20 protein-coding genes are annotated in these 17983 nt (G+C 47.3%); 3 read left to right on the forward strand and 17 right to left on the reverse strand.

The window, feature by feature from the left end:
• Positions 1–76: 76 nt before the first annotated feature.
• Positions 77–1420 (reverse strand): FAD-dependent oxidoreductase, encoded by a 1344-nt coding sequence (locus tag C7E00_RS11185; protein WP_105304347.1) that lies wholly within the window; start codon positions 1418–1420, stop codon positions 77–79.
• Between the two features lie 149 nt (positions 1421–1569).
• Between C7E00_RS11185 and C7E00_RS11190 the strand changes: the two genes are divergently transcribed.
• Entirely contained in the window at positions 1570–2478 is a 909-nt protein-coding gene (locus C7E00_RS11190; RefSeq protein WP_105304348.1) for an RluA family pseudouridine synthase, read from the forward strand.
• Here the strand turns inward: C7E00_RS11190 and C7E00_RS11195 are convergent.
• The 8 genes from C7E00_RS11195 to C7E00_RS11230 all read right to left on the reverse strand — a co-directional run bounded on the left by C7E00_RS11195 (position 2453) and on the right by C7E00_RS11230 (position 7500).
• Positions 2453–2923, reverse strand: a complete 471-nt coding sequence (locus C7E00_RS11195; protein ID WP_105304349.1) for a YbaK/EbsC family protein — start codon at positions 2921–2923, stop codon at positions 2453–2455. The genes C7E00_RS11190 and C7E00_RS11195 overlap by 26 nt on opposite strands.
• Positions 2924–2938: 15 nt before the next feature.
• Entirely contained in the window at positions 2939–3232 is a 294-nt protein-coding gene (locus tag C7E00_RS11200) for an AzlD domain-containing protein (protein ID WP_105304350.1), read from the reverse strand.
• Positions 3233–3237: 5 nt separating this feature from the next.
• Positions 3238–3990 carry an AzlC family ABC transporter permease gene (locus tag C7E00_RS11205; RefSeq protein WP_204378611.1) on the reverse strand — a complete coding sequence of 251 codons (753 nt, stop codon included), beginning with the start codon at positions 3988–3990 and terminating at the stop codon, positions 3238–3240.
• Between the two features lie 205 nt (positions 3991–4195).
• A complete protein-coding gene (locus C7E00_RS11210; RefSeq protein ID WP_105304351.1) occupies positions 4196–5005 on the reverse strand; it encodes a BtpA/SgcQ family protein in 810 nt (269 codons plus the stop codon).
• 13 nt (positions 5006–5018) lie between these two features.
• Positions 5019–5846, reverse strand: a complete 828-nt coding sequence (locus C7E00_RS11215) for a PTS system mannose/fructose/sorbose family transporter subunit IID (RefSeq protein WP_105304352.1) — start codon at positions 5844–5846, stop codon at positions 5019–5021.
• Position 5847: 1 nt separating this feature from the next.
• Positions 5848–6594: a PTS mannose/fructose/sorbose/N-acetylgalactosamine transporter subunit IIC gene (locus C7E00_RS11220; RefSeq protein ID WP_105304353.1), complete on the reverse strand. Its 747-nt coding sequence runs from the start codon at positions 6592–6594 to the stop codon at positions 5848–5850.
• Positions 6595–6613: 19 nt separating this feature from the next.
• Entirely contained in the window at positions 6614–7087 is a 474-nt protein-coding gene (locus tag C7E00_RS11225) for a PTS sugar transporter subunit IIB (protein WP_105304354.1), read from the reverse strand.
• Positions 7084–7500 (reverse strand): PTS sugar transporter subunit IIA, encoded by a 417-nt coding sequence (locus C7E00_RS11230; RefSeq protein WP_105304355.1) that lies wholly within the window; start codon positions 7498–7500, stop codon positions 7084–7086. The genes C7E00_RS11225 and C7E00_RS11230 overlap by 4 nt, the downstream gene beginning before the upstream one ends.
• 251 nt (positions 7501–7751) lie before the next feature.
• On the opposite strand from C7E00_RS11230, the gene C7E00_RS11235 reads away from it, so the two are divergent.
• A complete protein-coding gene (locus tag C7E00_RS11235; RefSeq protein WP_105304356.1) occupies positions 7752–10238 on the forward strand; it encodes a PRD domain-containing protein in 2487 nt (828 codons plus the stop codon).
• A 44-nt stretch (positions 10239–10282) separates the two neighbouring features.
• On the forward strand, positions 10283–11170 hold the full coding sequence (locus C7E00_RS11240; protein WP_204378612.1) for a LysR family transcriptional regulator: 888 nt from the start codon (positions 10283–10285) through the stop codon (positions 11168–11170).
• A 440-nt stretch (positions 11171–11610) separates the two neighbouring features.
• On the opposite strand, the gene C7E00_RS16230 is transcribed toward C7E00_RS11240, so the two are convergent.
• The 8 genes from C7E00_RS16230 to C7E00_RS11280 all read right to left on the reverse strand — a co-directional run bounded on the left by C7E00_RS16230 (position 11611) and on the right by C7E00_RS11280 (position 17912).
• Positions 11611–11778, reverse strand: a complete 168-nt coding sequence (locus C7E00_RS16230; RefSeq protein ID WP_167836571.1) for a hypothetical protein — start codon at positions 11776–11778, stop codon at positions 11611–11613.
• A gap of 19 nt (positions 11779–11797) precedes the next feature.
• The gene (locus tag C7E00_RS11250; protein ID WP_105304359.1) at positions 11798–12280 is read right to left on the reverse strand and encodes a hypothetical protein; all 483 of its coding nucleotides are present in this window, start codon (positions 12278–12280) and stop codon (positions 11798–11800) included.
• Between the two features lie 85 nt (positions 12281–12365).
• The gene (locus tag C7E00_RS11255; protein WP_105304360.1) at positions 12366–13610 is read right to left on the reverse strand and encodes a hypothetical protein; all 1245 of its coding nucleotides are present in this window, start codon (positions 13608–13610) and stop codon (positions 12366–12368) included.
• Positions 13607–14284 carry a LytR/AlgR family response regulator transcription factor gene (locus C7E00_RS11260; RefSeq protein ID WP_105304361.1) on the reverse strand — a complete coding sequence of 226 codons (678 nt, stop codon included), beginning with the start codon at positions 14282–14284 and terminating at the stop codon, positions 13607–13609. The genes C7E00_RS11255 and C7E00_RS11260 overlap by 4 nt, the downstream gene beginning before the upstream one ends.
• A gap of 147 nt (positions 14285–14431) precedes the next feature.
• Positions 14432–15331, reverse strand: coding sequence for a patatin-like phospholipase family protein (locus C7E00_RS11265; protein ID WP_167836572.1), 900 nt, complete (start codon positions 15329–15331; stop codon positions 14432–14434).
• 51 nt (positions 15332–15382) lie between these two features.
• Positions 15383–15982 carry an HD domain-containing protein gene (locus tag C7E00_RS11270; protein WP_105304946.1) on the reverse strand — a complete coding sequence of 200 codons (600 nt, stop codon included), beginning with the start codon at positions 15980–15982 and terminating at the stop codon, positions 15383–15385.
• A gap of 19 nt (positions 15983–16001) precedes the next feature.
• On the reverse strand, positions 16002–16880 hold the full coding sequence (locus C7E00_RS11275; RefSeq protein WP_105304363.1) for a TIGR00341 family protein: 879 nt from the start codon (positions 16878–16880) through the stop codon (positions 16002–16004).
• A gap of 159 nt (positions 16881–17039) precedes the next feature.
• Positions 17040–17912 (reverse strand): PDZ domain-containing protein, encoded by an 873-nt coding sequence (locus C7E00_RS11280; protein ID WP_105304364.1) that lies wholly within the window; start codon positions 17910–17912, stop codon positions 17040–17042.
• Between the last annotated feature and the right edge of the window lie 71 nt (positions 17913–17983).

Below are 17983 nucleotides of genomic sequence, written 5' to 3' on the forward strand. Positions count from 1 at the left end.
ACGAGAAAGAAAAGAGTCACTGTCTGAGATAGACGGACTCTCCTCTGATGATCCAGATCAATCCCGTTTTCTTAAGCTAAAGAGAAAACAGGTCATTCAGGCTTTCTGACATGGTGGGATGGGTAAAGATGAAATTCTTCAGAACATCTGCCCTGAGATTCTGATCAATTGCAAGTTTCACGAAATTGATCATTTCCTGAGACTCTGCGCAGAACAGTTCTGCCCCGAGAATTGTTTCATTCTCTCCAATCAGTGCTTTCAGCATGCCATCCGTCCTGCGCAGAACCTTTGCTTTCGGAATGGCAGATGCTGGCATTGTCACGGTACGGAACTTCAAGCCTGCACGCCGTGCTTCCCTCTCGTTCAGTCCGGTTCTGGAAAACGGAGGGTCCAGAAAAACCGAATAAGAGAATGCGCCGCGATTTCCAGTCGTCCGATTTCCCGTTCCATTCATATCATCCAGAATAATTCGGCTGTCGTCTAATGAAATATATGTGAACTGCAGCTTTCCAAGAACATCACCCGCCGCCCAGATATGCTTCTGAGCAGTACGCAGATGTTCATCCGTCTCGATGCCCCCTCTGGCATTCAGAGCGATTCCCGCTCTTTCGCAATGCAGATCAGCGGTATTCGGTCTTCGTCCGGTCGCAAGAAGAATCGCATCACCTTTCAGTGTTTCTGATTTCCCATCAGTCTGAAAAGAAAGAGTATTTTCCTGGATTCCAGTAATCCTGGCACCAGTGATGATCTTCACTCCCTTCTGCTCCAGAACGGAGCGGATTGAATCAGCAAGATCTTTATCTTCTCTCGGCAGAAATTCCTCACCATCCTGAAGCACTGCAACCTCACTTCCGAACTCTGCATACATCGAGGCAAATTCAAGGCCAATATATCCTCCACCGACAATGATCAGCTTTCTCGGCAGTGTATCTAGTTCAAGAAGCGTATCAGATACATATACATGCCTGCTCTGGTCTGCTCCGGGAATCGGCGGGATCACAGGCACAGAACCAGTATTGATGATGATCTGCTTTCCTTCCAGCAGAACATTTCCCTCCGCGGTTTCAGCATTCAGATGAAACGCATCCGAAAAAGATGCTGTTCCATTGATCACCGTCACTCCTGCACCGATTATTTTTTCGTAGTTTGTCTGACGCAGCGCCGCCGTCAGTTTTCGTTTCTCATCGATTGCATGCCGGTAGTATTCTGCCTGTTCTGCAAACGTCCCCTTCGGAGCATGCATCGCATCTTCGATCAGACGCTTGGAAGGAATGCATCCGACATTAATGCATGTTCCTCCATACATTCCCGGATCTTTTTCAATCAGTGCAACCTGCTTCCCTGCTTTTGCCAGTTTGACCGCGATTGTTTTTCCAGCTTTGCCAAAACCTGCAATCAGGACATCATAATTTGTTTTCATGTATTTCTCCTGCCTATGCAGGAAATATAGCATATGGGGCAAGCCAGATCCCTGCATATGCTCAGCAGAAGATTCTTCAGCTCAGGAAGATCAGCTTCTATCTGTTTCTTTTTCATTCAGTCTTCTCAAAGATCTGCTACAGTAATGGCATGAATGCAGAAACCCGGCCAGGAACCATCACGTTCTATCATCTGAATGAATTCGAAGGAAAGACCATCGAAGACTTCCTGCTCTTCTACCGCCAGTCTTCTTCAAATCGCCATCGTCTGATTCAGAGCAGATCGATTGAGATCAATCATAAGCCGGTGAAGGATTCTCATGTCCTTCTTCAGAAAGGCGATACGATCACGATTCACATCCCTTTTATGAAAGTGGATCATGTTCCTGCTGAAACCCCATGCCCAATCGTCTATGAAGATGACTATCTCTATGTCGCCCATAAAGAGCCAGGCATCATCATCCATGGCGATCCGGATGATACAAAGTGTCTTGCTGCAGAAGCTGCTGCCTATCAGCTAGAGCACAGCATCCAGGCTCCGGTCCGCTATATCCACCGCCTTGACCGCGAAACCACCGGCTTGGTCCTCTTCGTGAAGAACCCGTTCTTTCAGCCATGGTATGATGCAATGCTCGAAGAGAAGAAGATCTCCCGGCACTATCTTGCCATCACCAGAGGTTCCGCGATGCCAGGCCAGAAATTCACGTTCCGAGGAAAAATTGGAAGAGACCGCCATGTGAATGGAAAATACCGGCTCTCCGAAACCGGAAAAGAAGCAGAGACGATCGTCCGCTGCCTGCAGAAGAAAAAAGGATACCTGCTCATGGCATGTACCCTGAAAACCGGGCGGACCCATCAGATACGGGTTCATCTTTCCTCTGCTCATTTTCCGATCGTCAATGATCCGCTCTACGGAACTCCTTCTGTCCATTTCCATCATATGGGACTCTGGGCAGAGGAGATGATCCTCACGGATCCTGTCACTGGAGAACAGATCATGGTTCACGATCTTCCGGATGAAGACTATCAGTTCTTTACTCCGGAAGCGAAGTCACATTGATCCAGGCCTTATAACCGGAATACGTTTCCAGTTCCGGCAGCGTCAGCTTCACCGCACTGTTGGCAGAACCGCAGGCCGGATAGACATATTCGAACCGTTTCAGCGATTCATCCAGATATACTTCACAGTCATCCGGAAGACCAAACGGGCATACGCCGCCGATCGGATGAGAAGTCCGGGCTACAACCTCATCACCTTTCAGCATCTTTGCTTTCTTATGGAACAGTTCCTTGTAAGCATGATTCGCAATTCTCGCATCCCCTGCCATGCAGATGAGAATGGTTCTGCCATCGACATCAAATGCCATGGTCTTGCAGATTTCTGCCGGAGCGCATCCGATATCCTCCGCCGCCAGCTCAACTGTTGCACTGGAAGAATCGAATGTCATGATCCGATCTGCAATTCCTGCTTCTTCAAACTGTTTTCTCACACTCTCTGAAGACATCCCTATTTCTCTCTTTCAAAGCTGCAGAAGCCCTGCAGCAAGCACTGCCGCGCAGCATCCTGCTGCGGTTGCAAACAATCCTGCATTCTTCCAGCAAAGCAGAACTCCGACCCCAAGAGCCAGCAATCCTGCACTCCTCGAACCAGACGCATCCAGAATTGCCGGGAAGGTCATCACTGCAAGCGTCACATACGGAACATAATACAGAAATGACTTCACGAACCGGTTCTTCACCGGCTTCCTAAACAGTGTCATCGGAATCGCGCGGATCGCATAGGTAACCGCAGCCATGACAGCAATATACGCCATCGTACTCACTCTGTCACGTCCTCCTTCACCGGGTACTTCCACGCAGCCACCGCAGAAATCAGAACCGTCAGGATAATTGTTCTGGTTCCTTCTGAAAGCTGACTTACATAGGGAGCAGCACTGCACACATAACTAGCCGCAAAACTCAGGAACACCAGACCAGCCAGCACCCGATCTTTTCTGCAGGGAGGAATGATGATTGCCAGGAACATGCCATACAACGCAACACTCAGAGCTCCGAAAATCAGAGAAGGAAGCGCAGATCCGGCAATGACCCCTAACACCGTCCCTGCTGCCCAGCCCGGAATGGCCACAGCAGAAGCACCATACCAGTAAGAAGGATTCAGAGATCCCTTCTGAGCCATGGAAATCCCGAACAGCTCATCTGTAATATTGAAGCTGATCAGAAACCGATGCTTCATCAAAGCATCCGGAGAAACCTTCTGACTCAGAGAACAGCTCATCAGGAAATATCTTGCATTGGCAATCAGCGTCATCAATGCAGTCTCTAGCAGAGAAGCCTGAGACGCAATCATCGTGATTCCTGCATATTCTCCCGCAGAGGCAGTATTCATAATACTCATCATCAGCCCTTCTGCAGGCGAAAGACCCGCATTGCGCATCGCAATGCCAAGCGCAAACGACACCGCAAAATAGCCAGTCATGATCGGAATTCCATCTCTCATTCCTTCCAGGAATGCTTTCCGGTTTCCCGTCATCTGTTCTGCATGTTCGAGTTCTGCTGCTCCTGCTGTCATATCTGCTCTCCGATTTCATTATCAGAAGATTCATAAAATTAGTAAAATGAATTTAAATGATATTTAAATCAGTTTTGCTTATTTTAAAATGATTGCCATCTGCTGACAGAAAAAACTGTCTATGTTATCCCCTCTTCGCAATTTTTCCATAAGAAAACCAGGCTTCTATGCAAAGCCTGGTCAATGATGATCTGAGACGACCTGCTCAGCCTTTTGCTGCTTCAATGAATTCCTTTGCGCGATCGTAGTCTACCTCGTTATAAAGATAGCCATCACGTTTGATTGAAGTTCCGACAATCACCCCATCTGAATAGTGCAGCAGTGTTCTGATGTTGTTCTTATTGGAGCCGCTGCCGAGAATCAGCGGAATATCCGGGAACTGCTTCTTGATGGAAATGAAGTGTCCTTCTTCCGGCGGAAGACCTGCATGAGGGCCCCCGATCAGCATTCCGGAGATCGGCATTACTCCGAATCCCGCTTCGATCTGCTGCTCAGTTGTTCTCGTATCCAGGCATGTTCCGCCATGAGCCTCGAAATATGTATAAACGTGTACATCTTCAGCATCAATCTGGCGTCTGTAGCGGAAGATATCACCCGGGCAGTACGCCTGCGGTCCGAAGGAACCGGTATAGGAATTCGATACATACGTACGGATGAATTTCGCACCGATCGCATGTGCTACCGCAATGGAAGCATACGGATCAATCAGAACACCGCAGCCATACGGAATCGTCAGGTTTTTTGCGACTTCTGTAGCAATTCTCGTATAATCCGCAACAATTTCAGGTCCCACGGTATTCAGATAAGGACGGTCGCCTTCATTTGCAAAGACCACTGCATCAAAGCCTAGCTTCATGAAGATCTCTGCGTCATGATTCAGGCGTTCAATCTGTTTTTCAAGAGTATTTTCTTTCTCGTAATACGGGGTTCCCGGAAGCGCCATCATGTGCAGGCATCCGATTACCGGTTTTTCTGTTCCGAATAGTTTTCTGTGTTCTTCAAGTAGTTTGCTCATTCTGCTCTCCTCTTCATGCAAGAATTCCAAGCAGAGAAAGGATTACAGAGGCAATCATCATATAGACCATGACAGTAGTAGGCTTCTTTCCTTTCTTCAGCTGGCGATAGACGATCAGGAAAATCACAAGCGGAATCAGCTTCGGGATAATAGAATCCAGCAGATCCTGCATGACAATTTCCATTTCTCCGATATGGAAGTCCAGCGGAGTAGTTACGCCGATATTCTTAGCCACCAGTGCTCCGAGCACTGCCATGCCGACAACGCCAAGAGACTCTGTCACTCTCTTGACCATGCCACCGGAAAGCAGCTTGACAACAGATTCTTTGCCGAGCTTATAGCCGCGGAAAAACAGGAATCTGGAAACGCCGATTGCATAGACACTAAACAGAATCACGAACAGGATCGGTCCCATCGGATTTCCGTTCTTTGCCATGTCAATGCCGACGCCAAGCAGAATGACCTTTACCAGTGACTGCGTTACGGTATCGCCGATTCCAGCAAGAGGGCCCATCAGAGCGGTCTTCAGATTGCGGATTGCATCTGCATCCACATCACCGCCATTTGCACGCTCTTCTTCCAGTGAGCAAACAATGCCAGGAACAATTGCACCCCAGGTATTCTCGGTGTTGTAGTACTCCATGTGGCGAGTCAGCGCCGCACGTTTTTCTTCTTCATTATCACCGTAGAGTTTCTGAATAGCGGTAGTCATCGTATGGCAGAAGCCGAGGCCCATCAGACGTTCCCAGTTGTAGCAGATCTGGCCCCAGCAGATCCAGTCCCACCAGGTCTTATTCAGTTCTTTCTGAGTAAGGGTCTTCTTTTCTTTTGTCTCAGTCATGTTACTCACCCTCCTTGCTGCCAAGATAGAAGTAATGGAGAATTGCCAGTGCTACACCGATGATTGCGATACCCATCGTGCTGATATTCAGATAGGCTGCAGCTACAAAACCGATGATCAGGAACGGAATCAAGGTATCTTTTGAAAGAGACTGCATCAGCATTGCCATTCCTAATGCAGGCATCATGTGACCAATCAGCTGCAGGATCTTTGTCAGCTGTGCCGGGATCGAATTCATGAAGCTCTCGAAGAACGGGCCGCCCAGATAGACACAGAGGAATACCGGAATGAAGTAGAAGATGAACGGAAAGATCTGAGAAGCAAACAGGTTCATGCGTTTGATTCCTTTGATATTCCCTTCAGCAGCATACTTATCTGCCTTATGCACCCAGATCGGGTTCAGAGACATCTTCGCATTCTGGGCAAGCACACCAAGCAGTCCCAGCGGAACAGACAGTGCCAGTCCTGTTGACGGATCAGCTTTAGCAATCATGGTCATCGTGACACCTAGATAGCCCGCGATCGCCATTTCATTCGGCAGCGAGCCTCCGATTGCCAGCAATCCGACATAGGCCTCCATGATCGTGGCGCCTACGCTGAGTCCATACGGAACATCTCCAAGCAGAAGTCCGCATACCAGACCTGCGACGAGCGGTGCGCCGAAATAGCACGACCATCTCAGCCACATTGGGCAGGCTGAAGAAACCAGCCAACAGAGTAAACCGATAATAATTGCGATACCAAGCATATTTTTCCTCCCCTTTCTCTTATGAGATATGCTCTTTCATACTTGATCTGGAATCGCTGGACAGCATCTGCAGGTAAACATCAACACCGAGATTCATGAGTTCTTTCACCATTCCGATTTCTTCCTGGCTCATGAATACTCGTTTAGTCACCGGCTTTCTGCTAGGTCCACTTCCCATATTCCCGATGTCGAGTTCCTTCATCGGATATCCGAGCTTCACCAGCTCGAGCGGTGCATCAACATTCTTGAACAGCAGCATCGTATTGACGGAATCTTCATTTCCGTTCAGCTCTTTCATGGCCTGCTCGCATGTCATGACCTTTGCTTTCACGCCAGTCGGAGCAGTCATCTCAAGGACCTGTGCCATGAACGTATCTTTGGCTAGCTTGTTATCAATGACCAGAATTCTTCTGATCTGAAGAACCTTAGACCATGAAGCAATTACTTGGCCATGCAGAAGACGCTCATCAACTCGGGACAGAACTACACTCATTTTTTGCTTTCCTCCAGTTTTTTCTGAAAATCTATGATTCCTGCGTGTCCGGTTTCGACAGCCTGTTCAGCAAGCTGTTCAACCGAAGCACTCTTAACCTGCGTGCTGAGTTCCAGCAGCATCGGAAGATTCATGCCGGTTACGATCCGGACTCTCTTCCTGTAAGTTTCCGGATTCTCCCCATACACTTTTGCCAGCGTGATCAGCGGACTTCCACCGAACAGATCTGTGATGACTAGAACCGGTTCAGGATTTTCCAAGGCGGTGCGAATGTCCGCCTCATATTTCTGCATATCCCCATTAGCTGGCTGTAGGATGAAGGAAAATTCCGGTGCATCCCCCACGATCAGCTTCATGGTGCCGTACATTTCCTCACACAACCTTCCGTGACTCAGAAGAAGTATTCTCGTCATATGTTCCCTCACAATCACTAATTGCAATATATTGAGTTCCTTTTACTGTGTCAATTTTCCCGTTTCATGCATGTTTTTTTGTGCTCTGTGCGCCAGATTTTCTCGACATTTCCCATATTTATGACACTATAAATATATTGTGTGTTATTATTTCTACGATATTTGACACACAAAAAGGCTTCTGAAAATATGTTCAGAAGGTGACCCGCACTATTTTCTGTTCGGACTGCACTTTATTCTGGAGTACTCACATGAAAAGACTCGAAAAAATCCTTCACATCATCGACGAAGAAACACAGAAGGCAATCGCCGGCAATACGCTCGATACCGTTACTCTGGACACGCTGTATATTTCACAGCTTGCAGGAGTTGATCGGACTAATGCCTCGAAACTTATGAACAGACTCTGGCGTGAAGGAAGCTTGATCAAAATTCAGAGCCATCCTGTTGTTTATCTGAGCCGGGGAATCCTTCAGAAGGCATACGACACTGATAATATTCCGAACACAATATTCAAGGGTGATTCCATCACCAGGTATCTGAAAGAAAAGGGAACCTCTGCTCCTGAACTCGAGGATCCTGCCGAAAAGATTATAGGGGCAGATGGATCTCTTCATGATCAGATCCGTGATGCAAAATCTGCAATCATGTATCCGCCATATGGGCTTCCGCTCCTGGTCATCGGAAATCCTGGCGTAAATAAACTGAAGATAGCAAGCTACCTGCATGAATATGCGCAGAAATCAGGCCGGAAACCAGCATCCTCAAAATTCATCCTCATTGAATGTTCCGGCTATCATTCCGCAGAATCTGTTTCTTCGTTCATCTCATTGATTTTCGGATCAGCAAAAGAAAATGACCGCGGATACCTTTCTGCGTGCGGTCACGGAACACTCTATTTCAGCAATCTGCATCTTCTTCATCCGATTGCCCGCAATTCCATTACGGACCTTCTGGACCGCGGCATGTACACTAGGGAAGGCGATTCTGCTTCTCATACTCTTGCGTGTTCTATCATTGCTTCTGCGACTCCGGAGAAGACGGCTGATCTCGATTATCTGAGCAGATACTTTCCTGTAACTATTCATATTCCTGACATTGATCAGCGCGGAATCTATGAAAAGACTGAAGAAGTACTCGCACTGTTCGAGCAGGAAGCTGTATCCATCAAGCGTACGATCCGTATTTCAAAGGATATCCTGGATCTCTTCGTGCAGATGGATTATCCAGAAAATCTGTCCGGAATGCGTGCAGAAGTAAAGCAGGCCTGTGCAAGAGCATTTCTGGCTTCGTCAGAATCGCTCTCGACAATCATCGTGAGCTATCAGCATCTTTCTCTGAAGATGCTTTCTTCCAGAGAACAGGTTTCCCGGCTTTCGGCAGTCCGAGGAGTCCTGTCGTTGATTGATACAGATTACATTCTATTTGAAGCGAATGGACACTGCACGACCCTGGAAATCTTACAAAAACTGCCTTCCCAGCTGGAAGTCAGCCGTTTCGATCAGTTTCTTGATCAGCTTGATACCGACACCTCATCGGTCATCAGTGTCAGTGACTTCATCTCGGAGAATATCAGCACCATCGTGAACTGCGGAAATGCCCAGCTTAAGAAAATTGATATTCAGATCAATCCGGTTGTTTCTCAGATCTTCGAAGAATCTCTGCAGAAAACATCATTTGAAGAATCTTACAGTCGCAATCCCCGCCTGCTGAAAGGCTTGATGCTGCATATTACAAACCGGCTGAACCAGCTCGAAGAACATGGCGATACCGGCGCCGGGATAAAGATCGAGTCCTCAAGAGATCTTGTGGAGGGAACGATAAAGATTGCTGATACTATCGTCGAAAGACTGGAATCCATCTTTCATATTTCTTTTCCGAAATCGGATCGCTACTTCATTGCAATGTATCTGACTATTGCCGGAAAGTGGGACCAGAAAGAAATGGTGCCTCTTCTCATTATTTCTCACGGGAAATCCATTGCAACGCAGCTGAAGGAATACCTTGATACCATCTATCGGAAACAGCTTCCGGTTTCAGCCATCGATTATATTCCGGATATGCAGATGAATGACCTGCTTGAGCTTGTCACCATCCGCTGCAATGAGCTTGATCACGGACAGGGAATCATCATTGCAGCAGATGGGAACCCTTTTGAAAATGTCAGTGACTACATCGTCTCAACCTTGCACATCCGCTGCCGCTGCGTGAAGTGTTCCTCTCTGGACGGTCTGATGAATATTGCTGATCGGATCAGCAGATATCAGTCTCTGGAGCAGATCATGCTGAATATCAGCTCTGAAACAAATACGCCAGCTTCTTCAGCTTACCAGCCAGTTTCCTCTGGCAGTCAAAGCATCATTTATCGGCTTACCAATGAATTTCTGCAGCCATCTATGACATTCCTCTACGCTTCCAAAGCAGTCGATGCGCTGATGCTGTCACTTTCCGGAATTCTGGAAGATCTTAACCTGCCTTATACCAATGAGCTTGCAATCAAATTTCTCTGTCATTCCGTGAATATGCTTGAGCGGGTAATCCGTCTGGACCCGCTTCCATATCCGAAAGTCAATTCGTTCATCCGTTCCAACTTGAAAGTCTATCAAGCAGTCGAAAAGAATCTTCAGAATGTGAATGAGCTTTACGGAATCTCTATTCCCAAAGAAGAAATTGCCTATATCACCGAAATTCTGCTTGAGCCCCTGAATGCAGAAACTTCTCAGAGATCCTCTTCTTGAAATCGTTTCTTTCTCTCGTTATGCTTTCTGAATAAGAGATACTTATGGACAGCCGCTATCAGATCTTCATTCAAGTCGTACAGGAAAAGTCTTTTACCAGAGCAGCAGAAATCCTCGGATACTCTCAGTCTGCCGTCAGCCAGGCAGTGCGCTCCCTGGAGAAAGAACTTGGTACCGCATTGATTGAGAGATCCAGGGAAGGCATCTCCCTGACCGAAGACGGAAATGAGTATCTTCCATATCTTCGTTCCATCATTGCCGGAGAAGAAGCACTGCATGCCAAGCAGAGAGAGATGGCAGGTCTCACAGACAGCGTGATCCGGATCGGTACCTTTACCAGTGTGAGCAGAAACCTGCTGCCTCCTCTGATCCGTTCCTTCCGGAAAGAATATCCCCTGGTCCGTTTTGAACTGCTCCAGGGAGAATATGATTCGATCACGGCAGATATCCTCGGTGGAAGACTGGACTTCGGATTCGTGAATCCGGAATTTGTCTCAGGTTTAGAAACCGAAGAAATCTACAGTGATACGATGATGGCCGTCCTGCCATTATCAGAACCGCTGGCAGAGAAAAAATTCGTTTCTCTGAAGGAACTGTCAAAGCTTCCTTATATCCTCCTGGACGAAGGCGAGCATAGCGTTGCCATGAAAGCCTTTCAGAATCTGAACCTCAAGCCGGATATCCGTTTCAAAGTCACAGATGATTATTCGATCCTGACGATGATCCGCCAGAATATGGGTTATTCCATCATGTATCGGCTGACGCTTGCAGGTTTCTCAGATGGAGTCGCAGTCCTGCCGATCAAAGAACCAGTGAAGCGTACGATTGCCATGGGCTGGAGGAACTACGAAACCCTTCCACTTGCCGCAAGAAAATTCATCGAGCATATCAGGACTCATGCTCCGGAAGTGCTGTCCCATTTAGAAAAGTAATCGTGGATGGAACAATGTCCTTTTTCTATAAACATCTTGTTCACAGCATCGCACAGATATTCACTTTGATTCCTGGCAGATCCGCTAGACGAACAATAATTCATTTTCAATATGATCCCTGCATGTCTTTTCTTATCAGGCACGCACAAGATAATAATCATGATCTGAAGCAATAGGTTCTGATAGTGCCATGCATCTCTTTTTTCAGATATGGGAATCTTCTAGAAAGATAACAGGAGCAGAAAGACAGATCGTCTCATTATATGAATTAGGCGCATTTTAAACTAGAGACAGATTATCCAGGCTCCTTCATGAATAAATGCATGCATGTAAACGAAAGGCGTTGCTGCTTCTAAACAGCTGCCAGCTCTCTATGAATTGACAATCTGAATTATGCCAAAATAAGACATCTTCTGAAATGCCAGACGCATCTGCTAAATTTAGTTTTTTCCTTTTAATCTGAGGAATAGATTGACAAAGAACAGCACAACAAATACCACTCCATTAATTTGTTCAGCTATTTTTGTATCCTCATCAACAGCCCAGAGAACCAGGAATAAGATAAATTGGGCAAAAAGGATTACATCCAGTGGTTTAAACTTTTTCATAGTCAGCACCGCCTCTCTTTCATTCATTCTGGAGAGTTGTATCCCGAAACATTTCAAGCAATACCATATCTTCCTGGTACCTGGCGGGGGCGGCTGTCCTCAGTTTTTCAGGAGTCATGTCACCGTTGTAGTAATAGACGTGATCAATCATTGGAACCTCTGTATATGTATTAGTGATTGGAATTGATTTATAGATGTTCCGGCCGAACAGAAGATTCCATTTTGTCGTCTGGATCGTGATATACCTGCTGTGATCATCAAGTGTTCCGGCCTCATAATGAATGATCTGTTTACCCGTGTAAGCAGCAAAATAATTATCAAACTGTTTATAGACATAAACATTCGGAGCTTTTTCAGTGGTCCCGTCAGAATAGAAATAAGTTCCTCCTGTATCAGAATATCTGACGTTGACAACTTCATTGGAAAGTTTCAGATAAGCAATTGCCAATCCGAGAAGCAGGATCAGAAGAGCAATCAGCAGATTTCTCGACGACTTTTTCATAGGGTCAATCCTCCTTTGCTGTGCCCATCATTGCATATTCAGACTCCTTCAGGAACAATCTGAGTCTATCTGGTCTGATTCTGGTTTATGTGGCTCTCTGATTCAGAATTGCACGGATATTTCCTGAACGATATCCATCATTGGAAAAGCCGTCGTATTTTCTGATCAGATGTCTGATCATCGCCAGTTCTTCCTGATTGAATTCATAGTTATTCCTTTCTGACTTTGCAGGAAGGGTTCTGATATGAAGCAGTATCATCGTTCCCTGACCTGTGATCGTGATCTCTGCGGATCCGCAGGCCTCAGTTCTATGAGGATAGAGCACCTGAATCATGGCAGTGATGAGAATTGCCAGATCAGAGAAATCAATCTCTTCCGTGCCGCTGAGCTGATCAATCATCCGAAAACATAAATCAGGATATTCAGCTTGAAGATAGCGAAGTGCAGCATCCAGATATTCATTCTCCAGCCCTTTCACTTCAGATGGCTGCCGAAGGCTTTCTGTCAGGAGAGCAGATGCTTCATCGATTCTGTTTTCTTTCAGAAGCCCGATGATCTTCAGAGTCTTTTTCCTCTGCCGATGGTGTTCCTTCAGTGCTTCAATTGCCTGGTCTCTCTGAATCTGCATTGCGGTCCTGCTCTGATTCATATTCACCGTAATCGCATCCGCCTGCTGCTGGTGCTTCTCATTGAGAATGGTCCGATCAATGAAGAAGACAAAGACCAGCGGATAGATAAATGCAGGGATGATCGCCAGAGGCTCTGCTCTTCCTCGGATTGCGGCAATCATCAGAATTGAAAATCCAGCCGCAATCACAGCATTTCTGGAATCCTCAATCTGCTCAAAATCATGGTATCCGAAATATAAGCGAAGAAATACTGCATAGGAACAGCGGAGAATCAGATACAGTGGACTCACTCCCCAGCTGTAATACAGATCTGTATATTCCGGTGTAAAACCATGAAGGGAAGAAGAGTATTCCAGAACAACTTGTTCCAGAACCAGAGCACAGACATCAAAAAGAATCGTGATCGCTGTCAGTATTGTGGATTCTTTTCGGTTATCCTCCAGTCCTCCGTAAAACAGGATAAAGTACGCACCGAATCTGAATGGAATCCAGATCAGAAACGAAGGAAGCATATTCTGCATGCCTGATGTAAGCGGAGGAAGAATACGGTCTTGAAGAATCATCGAGAAGCCCGTGATCAGCCAGGAAATCACAAGATACAGATACAGATCCATCTTTCTGATAGTGTCTTTATGAGCAGACGGAACAATCGCGAAAATCACTCCGAGAAACATTTCAGATAAAGTGCCAAGTTCCGTCATTGGATCCTCCTCAGAAACATTTCCTGAACATGTCTGCGTTCTCTCCTGCTCGGATACAGACGCGTGCCGTCATATAATTCCAGTGCTTCCGGAGTTATGCTTCGGACATAATCCAGATTCACAAGCTCAGACTGATTGATCCTGCATAGGTCCGGGAGGATCTCCTGGCAATGCTGGATAGTTTCCGCCACAAGCTGATATTCCATTTCTTTCCCGAAACTGATATAGATTGTCCTGCCTCTTTTTGAAACATACTGCACCATGGAAGGATGAAAAGAGATCACCCCTGTTCTGGTTCTGATCTGCATTGACGGCACAAAATATCTGTTTCTGATTTTCTGAAGCCCGGCTGATAATTCTTCATCTGTCATGCTTTTGGTCAGAAATCCAGCAACCTTCGGTGCGAAGGCATCCATAACCCGTTCATTGTAGGACGTAACATATGCAATGAATGATGCATGCATGGAAATCTTCTGAGAGCAGCGGATCCCATCTTCTTCTGCAACCTGGATATCCAGAAGCACAAGCAGGTAATAACTGCTGCTCGCCAGGAATTCAGAGCAGGAAGAAAAGACGGAACATACTGCCTCAGGGAACACCTTGCCTGCAATATTCAGAAGACGCTTCTGATCTTCTTCAGAATCGTCAATGATACAGATCGGATATTGTTTCATGGAGTTCCCCTTGAGTTCAGTATTTCACATTCTGCATGAAAAAAACAGGGAAACGAGTCCTCTTTCAGATCATCACTGAAACAGTTCGTACCAAATATTTCCATCTGAGCAGCAGTTCTGTTCAGAAAAATAACTTCCCGCAGGAAGTTATTTTTCCAGATATTCCTTCAGGGAAGGAATGATTTTCTTCGTTTCGTTGTATCCCTGCCAGTACAGATCCCCGAGCTTATCCATATCACCCTCGAAGCGGGAAATCGTGATCGGCTTTACCGGGGCCATGATGAACAGACGTCCATGCTGTTCCAGACGTTCAATGCGATCCAGCAGCAGATTGTAGGCAGGAGCTTCCTCCAGAAGATCTCTCATGAATTCCGGATAATTATGATACTCCGTCCGGATGATATGCGCAGGCTTCTTCACCGGCTTGCGATAGGAACGATCTCTGGTCTTCAGAACCACGATCTTCTCATATCCTTCATTCAGTGCCCAGTCAACCGGAATCTTGCAGGCAATGCCGCCATCCAGATACTTTCTTCCATCGATGACAACCGGTTCTGACACATACGGAACCGTTGCACTGGCCTGGATCGCCTTCATGATATCGGAAGTCTTTCCTCTCTCAAAGAATGCATTCTTTCCGGTTTCAAGATCCGTGGCAGTCACCACGAATCTGCGATCCGGATTATTGAATGCTTTCTCATCCAGAGGCTCCTCTTCAGAAAGTGTCGTGAAGCAGTGCGTGAACCCGGTGATTCCGTGTTCATGTACCATAGCACCAAGCCCGCAGTATTCCGGATCATGCCGGTAATGCAGATTGATTCTGGCAGAACGTCCGATCTGCCCTGATACATAGCTGAATCCGCTCATCGCTCCGGCGGAAACGCCGATCACCGTCTGAAAGTTCAGATCTGCTTCCATCAGAGCATCCAGTGCTCCCTGTGTATAGAGGCCGCGCCATGCGCCGCCCTCCAGGACAATGCACCCGGGAGTGATATGATCACTCGCATTTCCTTTCGGAATCTGATCCAGTCCCTCATATATCTTCATAGTCATTTTCCCCGTGAGTATCCTATCACGCAAAGATTCTCTCTGATGGCTTCAATCCGGCCGATCTGTATAATTCTGATGACCTCCTTCTGAGGCAATCTTCTGATCCGTCCAGGCATCAATTGCCTTCTTCAGCTCCTGCAGATACGGAGAGAACTGCACCTGTTCTCTGCCATAGGTCTTCTGCAGATCATATTCCAGCGGCAGCCACGAATCGATATCTGCTTCATTGTGCGAGATCACAGCTTCCAGCTTATCCAGAGCTTTGTAAAGCTTTGCCTCAGGAGTCTTCAGCTCAATCATCTCCTGCAGAAGAGAAAGCCATTCCTCTTTCTCAGGAGAAGGGAACGAATTCACCCAGTTCAGATACAGGTCTTCTTCTGCAGTCTCATTCTGAGCTGTCTTCTCAAACGTCGGAATATCTCCGGTAAATGCTTCCCCGAGATCATGGATCAGACACATCCGGATCACCCGGTTCATATCCAGATTCTGATATTCCGGAACCCCATCCAGCAGCATCGCCATGAGCGCAAGTCTCCAGCTGTGGTCTGCCACGCTCTCTTTCCGGTCTTTTTCTGTCCAGTTATGGCGGGTATTGACCTTGAGCTTTCCGGCAGTATTCAGAATCTTCAGCAGTTCTTCTGGTTTCATTTCAGGCTTCTCCATTTCTTCAGGCAGCGCGCATCAGGATGCCGAGAACAATCGACGGCAATGAGACGAGAACAGCGGTCCGCACCATGCGCCGGATCATCCGTTTCTTCTCAGATTCAGAAACTTCCCGGATCTGCGGAATTCTGAGCACCATCAGAATCACGCACGCAGACATATAGATGAAATACGTATTCACGACAAACAGGTAGAACGCTCCCGACAGCATTCTCAGATGTCCGCTGGCAATCGAGAATCCGCATGTGCATAGCGGCGGCATCAATGCCGTCGCAATTGCAACGCCGGGAATGATGTTGTTTGATTTGTCTTTTCTGGTCTGGCCGATGATGCCCGCAATGCCGCCCGCAATGGCAACAATCACATCCGTGAAAGAAGGATTCGTGCGGGCAAGCAATTCGCTGGTGATCGTCTTGGAAGGCATCAGCAAAAAGAAGATCGTCGATGTGATCAGGCTGACCCCCATCTGGAACAGGAAGCCGATGAGGCTCTTGCGGACAGCCCTGGAATCGGCAGTCACCGTACCATAGGCAATCGCCAGAATCGTTCCCATCAATGGCGATATGAGCATGGCACCGATGATCACGGCAGTCGAATTCGTGCTCAGTCCTGTCGAAGCGATGATGATCGCACAGACCAGCACACACATATTCGTGCCGCTGACTCTGCCGCCATCCAGCAGTCTCTTCCGGATTTCTTCCGAAGAAGCAGAGTCCTCCTTGATTGAGAACATGTAGCGGAACATTTCTCTGCGTTCTGCTTTCATCGTTCCTTCTGATTTTGCCTGAGCCCGCTTCTGCCGGAATATGCTGAAGAATTCTCTGAGTTCATTCCGGAATTCTGCTTTTTCCTGTTTCCGTGTTTCTTTTTCTTCGTCTGCCATGAATTCATCTCTATGCGTACTCCCGGAATTCTAGCACAGGAAGCTTTACAGATTCATTCTATCCGCAGGAATTTTCTTTTCTACATGCATCTATACACATCGCCGAATCTGCAAAGCAGAAAAAAGGCTGAAACAGATTTCTCTGCTCCAGTCTCATGATCAGCCATTCTGGGTTTCGCTTTCGTCCGGGAATCCGCTCTGTTCCGGAGTCTGAATGGTGCTGCCGCTGTTATAGCCGCTTGTGCGCTCCACCAGCTCCAGCTGTACGGTGACTTCTTCGCCATCACGATCTACCGTGACTTCAACCGTATCACCAGGATTCTTGTCCGCCAGGAATTCCTTCACTTCCTGATACGTCAGTGCTTCTTTGCCATCCAGCTTCTCCAGCACATCTCCGACCTTCAGTCCGGCTTCCTCCGCCTTGGAATTGGATGCAAATCCCTGAATCGTCGGCTTGCCGCTGCCGAACTGAATGCTCAGGCCGAGAGCTGCTCCGCCGGTATCCTCTTTGCTGCTGTCTTCTCCTTCGCCGCTGAAGATGTTCTCCTTGTCAGAAGAAGAACCATTATTGCTGCTTCCGCTGCCATTTCCAAAGAATCCGCCGAAGAAACTGTTTGTTCCTTCCAGCACTTCCACTTTGCCATTGAGCTCAGAGACTTCGTTCTTCAGATCTGCAACCTCTTCCTTGAGATCGCTGATCTCGGCATTCTCGCTTCTCGTCGCAAGATATCCGCCTGCAAAGCCAAGACCCAGTGCCAGCAGCACAATCAGCACCGGCTTCCAGATCGAAGGCTTCTTCGGCGGAACCGGCTTTGCCTCTGCGGCAGCAGGAGCTGCCTTCGGTTCTTCCTTCTTCTCCTCTGCCTTTGCCGGTTCTTCCGGTTTCACTTCTTCAGGCTTCTTCTCTTCCGGTTTTGCTGTTCCGCAGTTGCTGCAGAACTTCCCGGTATTTTCTGTGCCGCAGGACGGGCACTTCCATGATCCGCTGTGCTCTGCAGCTTTGCATTCTTCAGGTTTCTTTTCATCTTCCATAATCTTGTTCCTCCTGTAACACGGACTAATGTAATACCACAGGGTGAACGTTATGTGAAGAACGGCACATG

Source organism: Anaerolactibacter massiliensis (assembly GCF_900290205.1).
Taxonomy (GTDB): domain Bacteria; phylum Bacillota_I; class Bacilli_A; order Erysipelotrichales; family Erysipelotrichaceae; genus Bulleidia; species Bulleidia intestinalis.

Coding starts and splice junctions, on each gene's coding strand:
- C7E00_RS11205 (WP_204378611.1), bottom strand. CDS start 3,990: ATGACAGCAGGAGCAGCAGAACTCGAACATGCAGAACAGATGACGGGA.
- C7E00_RS11250 (WP_105304359.1), bottom strand. CDS start 12,280: ATGAAAAAGTCGTCGAGAAATCTGCTGATTGCTCTTCTGATCCTGCTT.
- C7E00_RS11200 (WP_105304350.1), bottom strand. CDS start 3,232: ATGGCGTATATTGCTGTCATGGCTGCGGTTACCTATGCGATCCGCGCG.
- C7E00_RS11195 (WP_105304349.1), bottom strand. CDS start 2,923: ATGTCTTCAGAGAGTGTGAGAAAACAGTTTGAAGAAGCAGGAATTGCA.
- C7E00_RS11235 (WP_105304356.1), top strand. CDS start 7,752: ATGAAAAGACTCGAAAAAATCCTTCACATCATCGACGAAGAAACACAG.
- C7E00_RS11225 (WP_105304354.1), bottom strand. CDS start 7,087: ATGAGTGTAGTTCTGTCCCGAGTTGATGAGCGTCTTCTGCATGGCCAA.
- C7E00_RS11210 (WP_105304351.1), bottom strand. CDS start 5,005: ATGAGCAAACTACTTGAAGAACACAGAAAACTATTCGGAACAGAAAAA.
- C7E00_RS11255 (WP_105304360.1), bottom strand. CDS start 13,610: ATGACGGAACTTGGCACTTTATCTGAAATGTTTCTCGGAGTGATTTTC.
- C7E00_RS11185 (WP_105304347.1), bottom strand. CDS start 1,420: ATGAAAACAAATTATGATGTCCTGATTGCAGGTTTTGGCAAAGCTGGA.
- C7E00_RS11280 (WP_105304364.1), bottom strand. CDS start 17,912: ATGGAAGATGAAAAGAAACCTGAAGAATGCAAAGCTGCAGAGCACAGC.
- C7E00_RS11215 (WP_105304352.1), bottom strand. CDS start 5,846: ATGACTGAGACAAAAGAAAAGAAGACCCTTACTCAGAAAGAACTGAAT.
- C7E00_RS11230 (WP_105304355.1), bottom strand. CDS start 7,500: ATGACGAGAATACTTCTTCTGAGTCACGGAAGGTTGTGTGAGGAAATG.
- C7E00_RS11270 (WP_105304946.1), bottom strand. CDS start 15,982: ATGAAACCAGAAGAACTGCTGAAGATTCTGAATACTGCCGGAAAGCTC.
- C7E00_RS11220 (WP_105304353.1), bottom strand. CDS start 6,594: ATGCTTGGTATCGCAATTATTATCGGTTTACTCTGTTGGCTGGTTTCT.
- C7E00_RS11265 (WP_167836572.1), bottom strand. CDS start 15,331: ATGAAGATATATGAGGGACTGGATCAGATTCCGAAAGGAAATGCGAGT.
- C7E00_RS11240 (WP_204378612.1), top strand. CDS start 10,283: ATGGACAGCCGCTATCAGATCTTCATTCAAGTCGTACAGGAAAAGTCT.
- C7E00_RS16230 (WP_167836571.1), bottom strand. CDS start 11,778: ATGAAAAAGTTTAAACCACTGGATGTAATCCTTTTTGCCCAATTTATC.
- C7E00_RS11260 (WP_105304361.1), bottom strand. CDS start 14,284: ATGAAACAATATCCGATCTGTATCATTGACGATTCTGAAGAAGATCAG.
- C7E00_RS11275 (WP_105304363.1), bottom strand. CDS start 16,880: ATGGCAGACGAAGAAAAAGAAACACGGAAACAGGAAAAAGCAGAATTC.
- C7E00_RS11190 (WP_105304348.1), top strand. CDS start 1,570: ATGAATGCAGAAACCCGGCCAGGAACCATCACGTTCTATCATCTGAAT.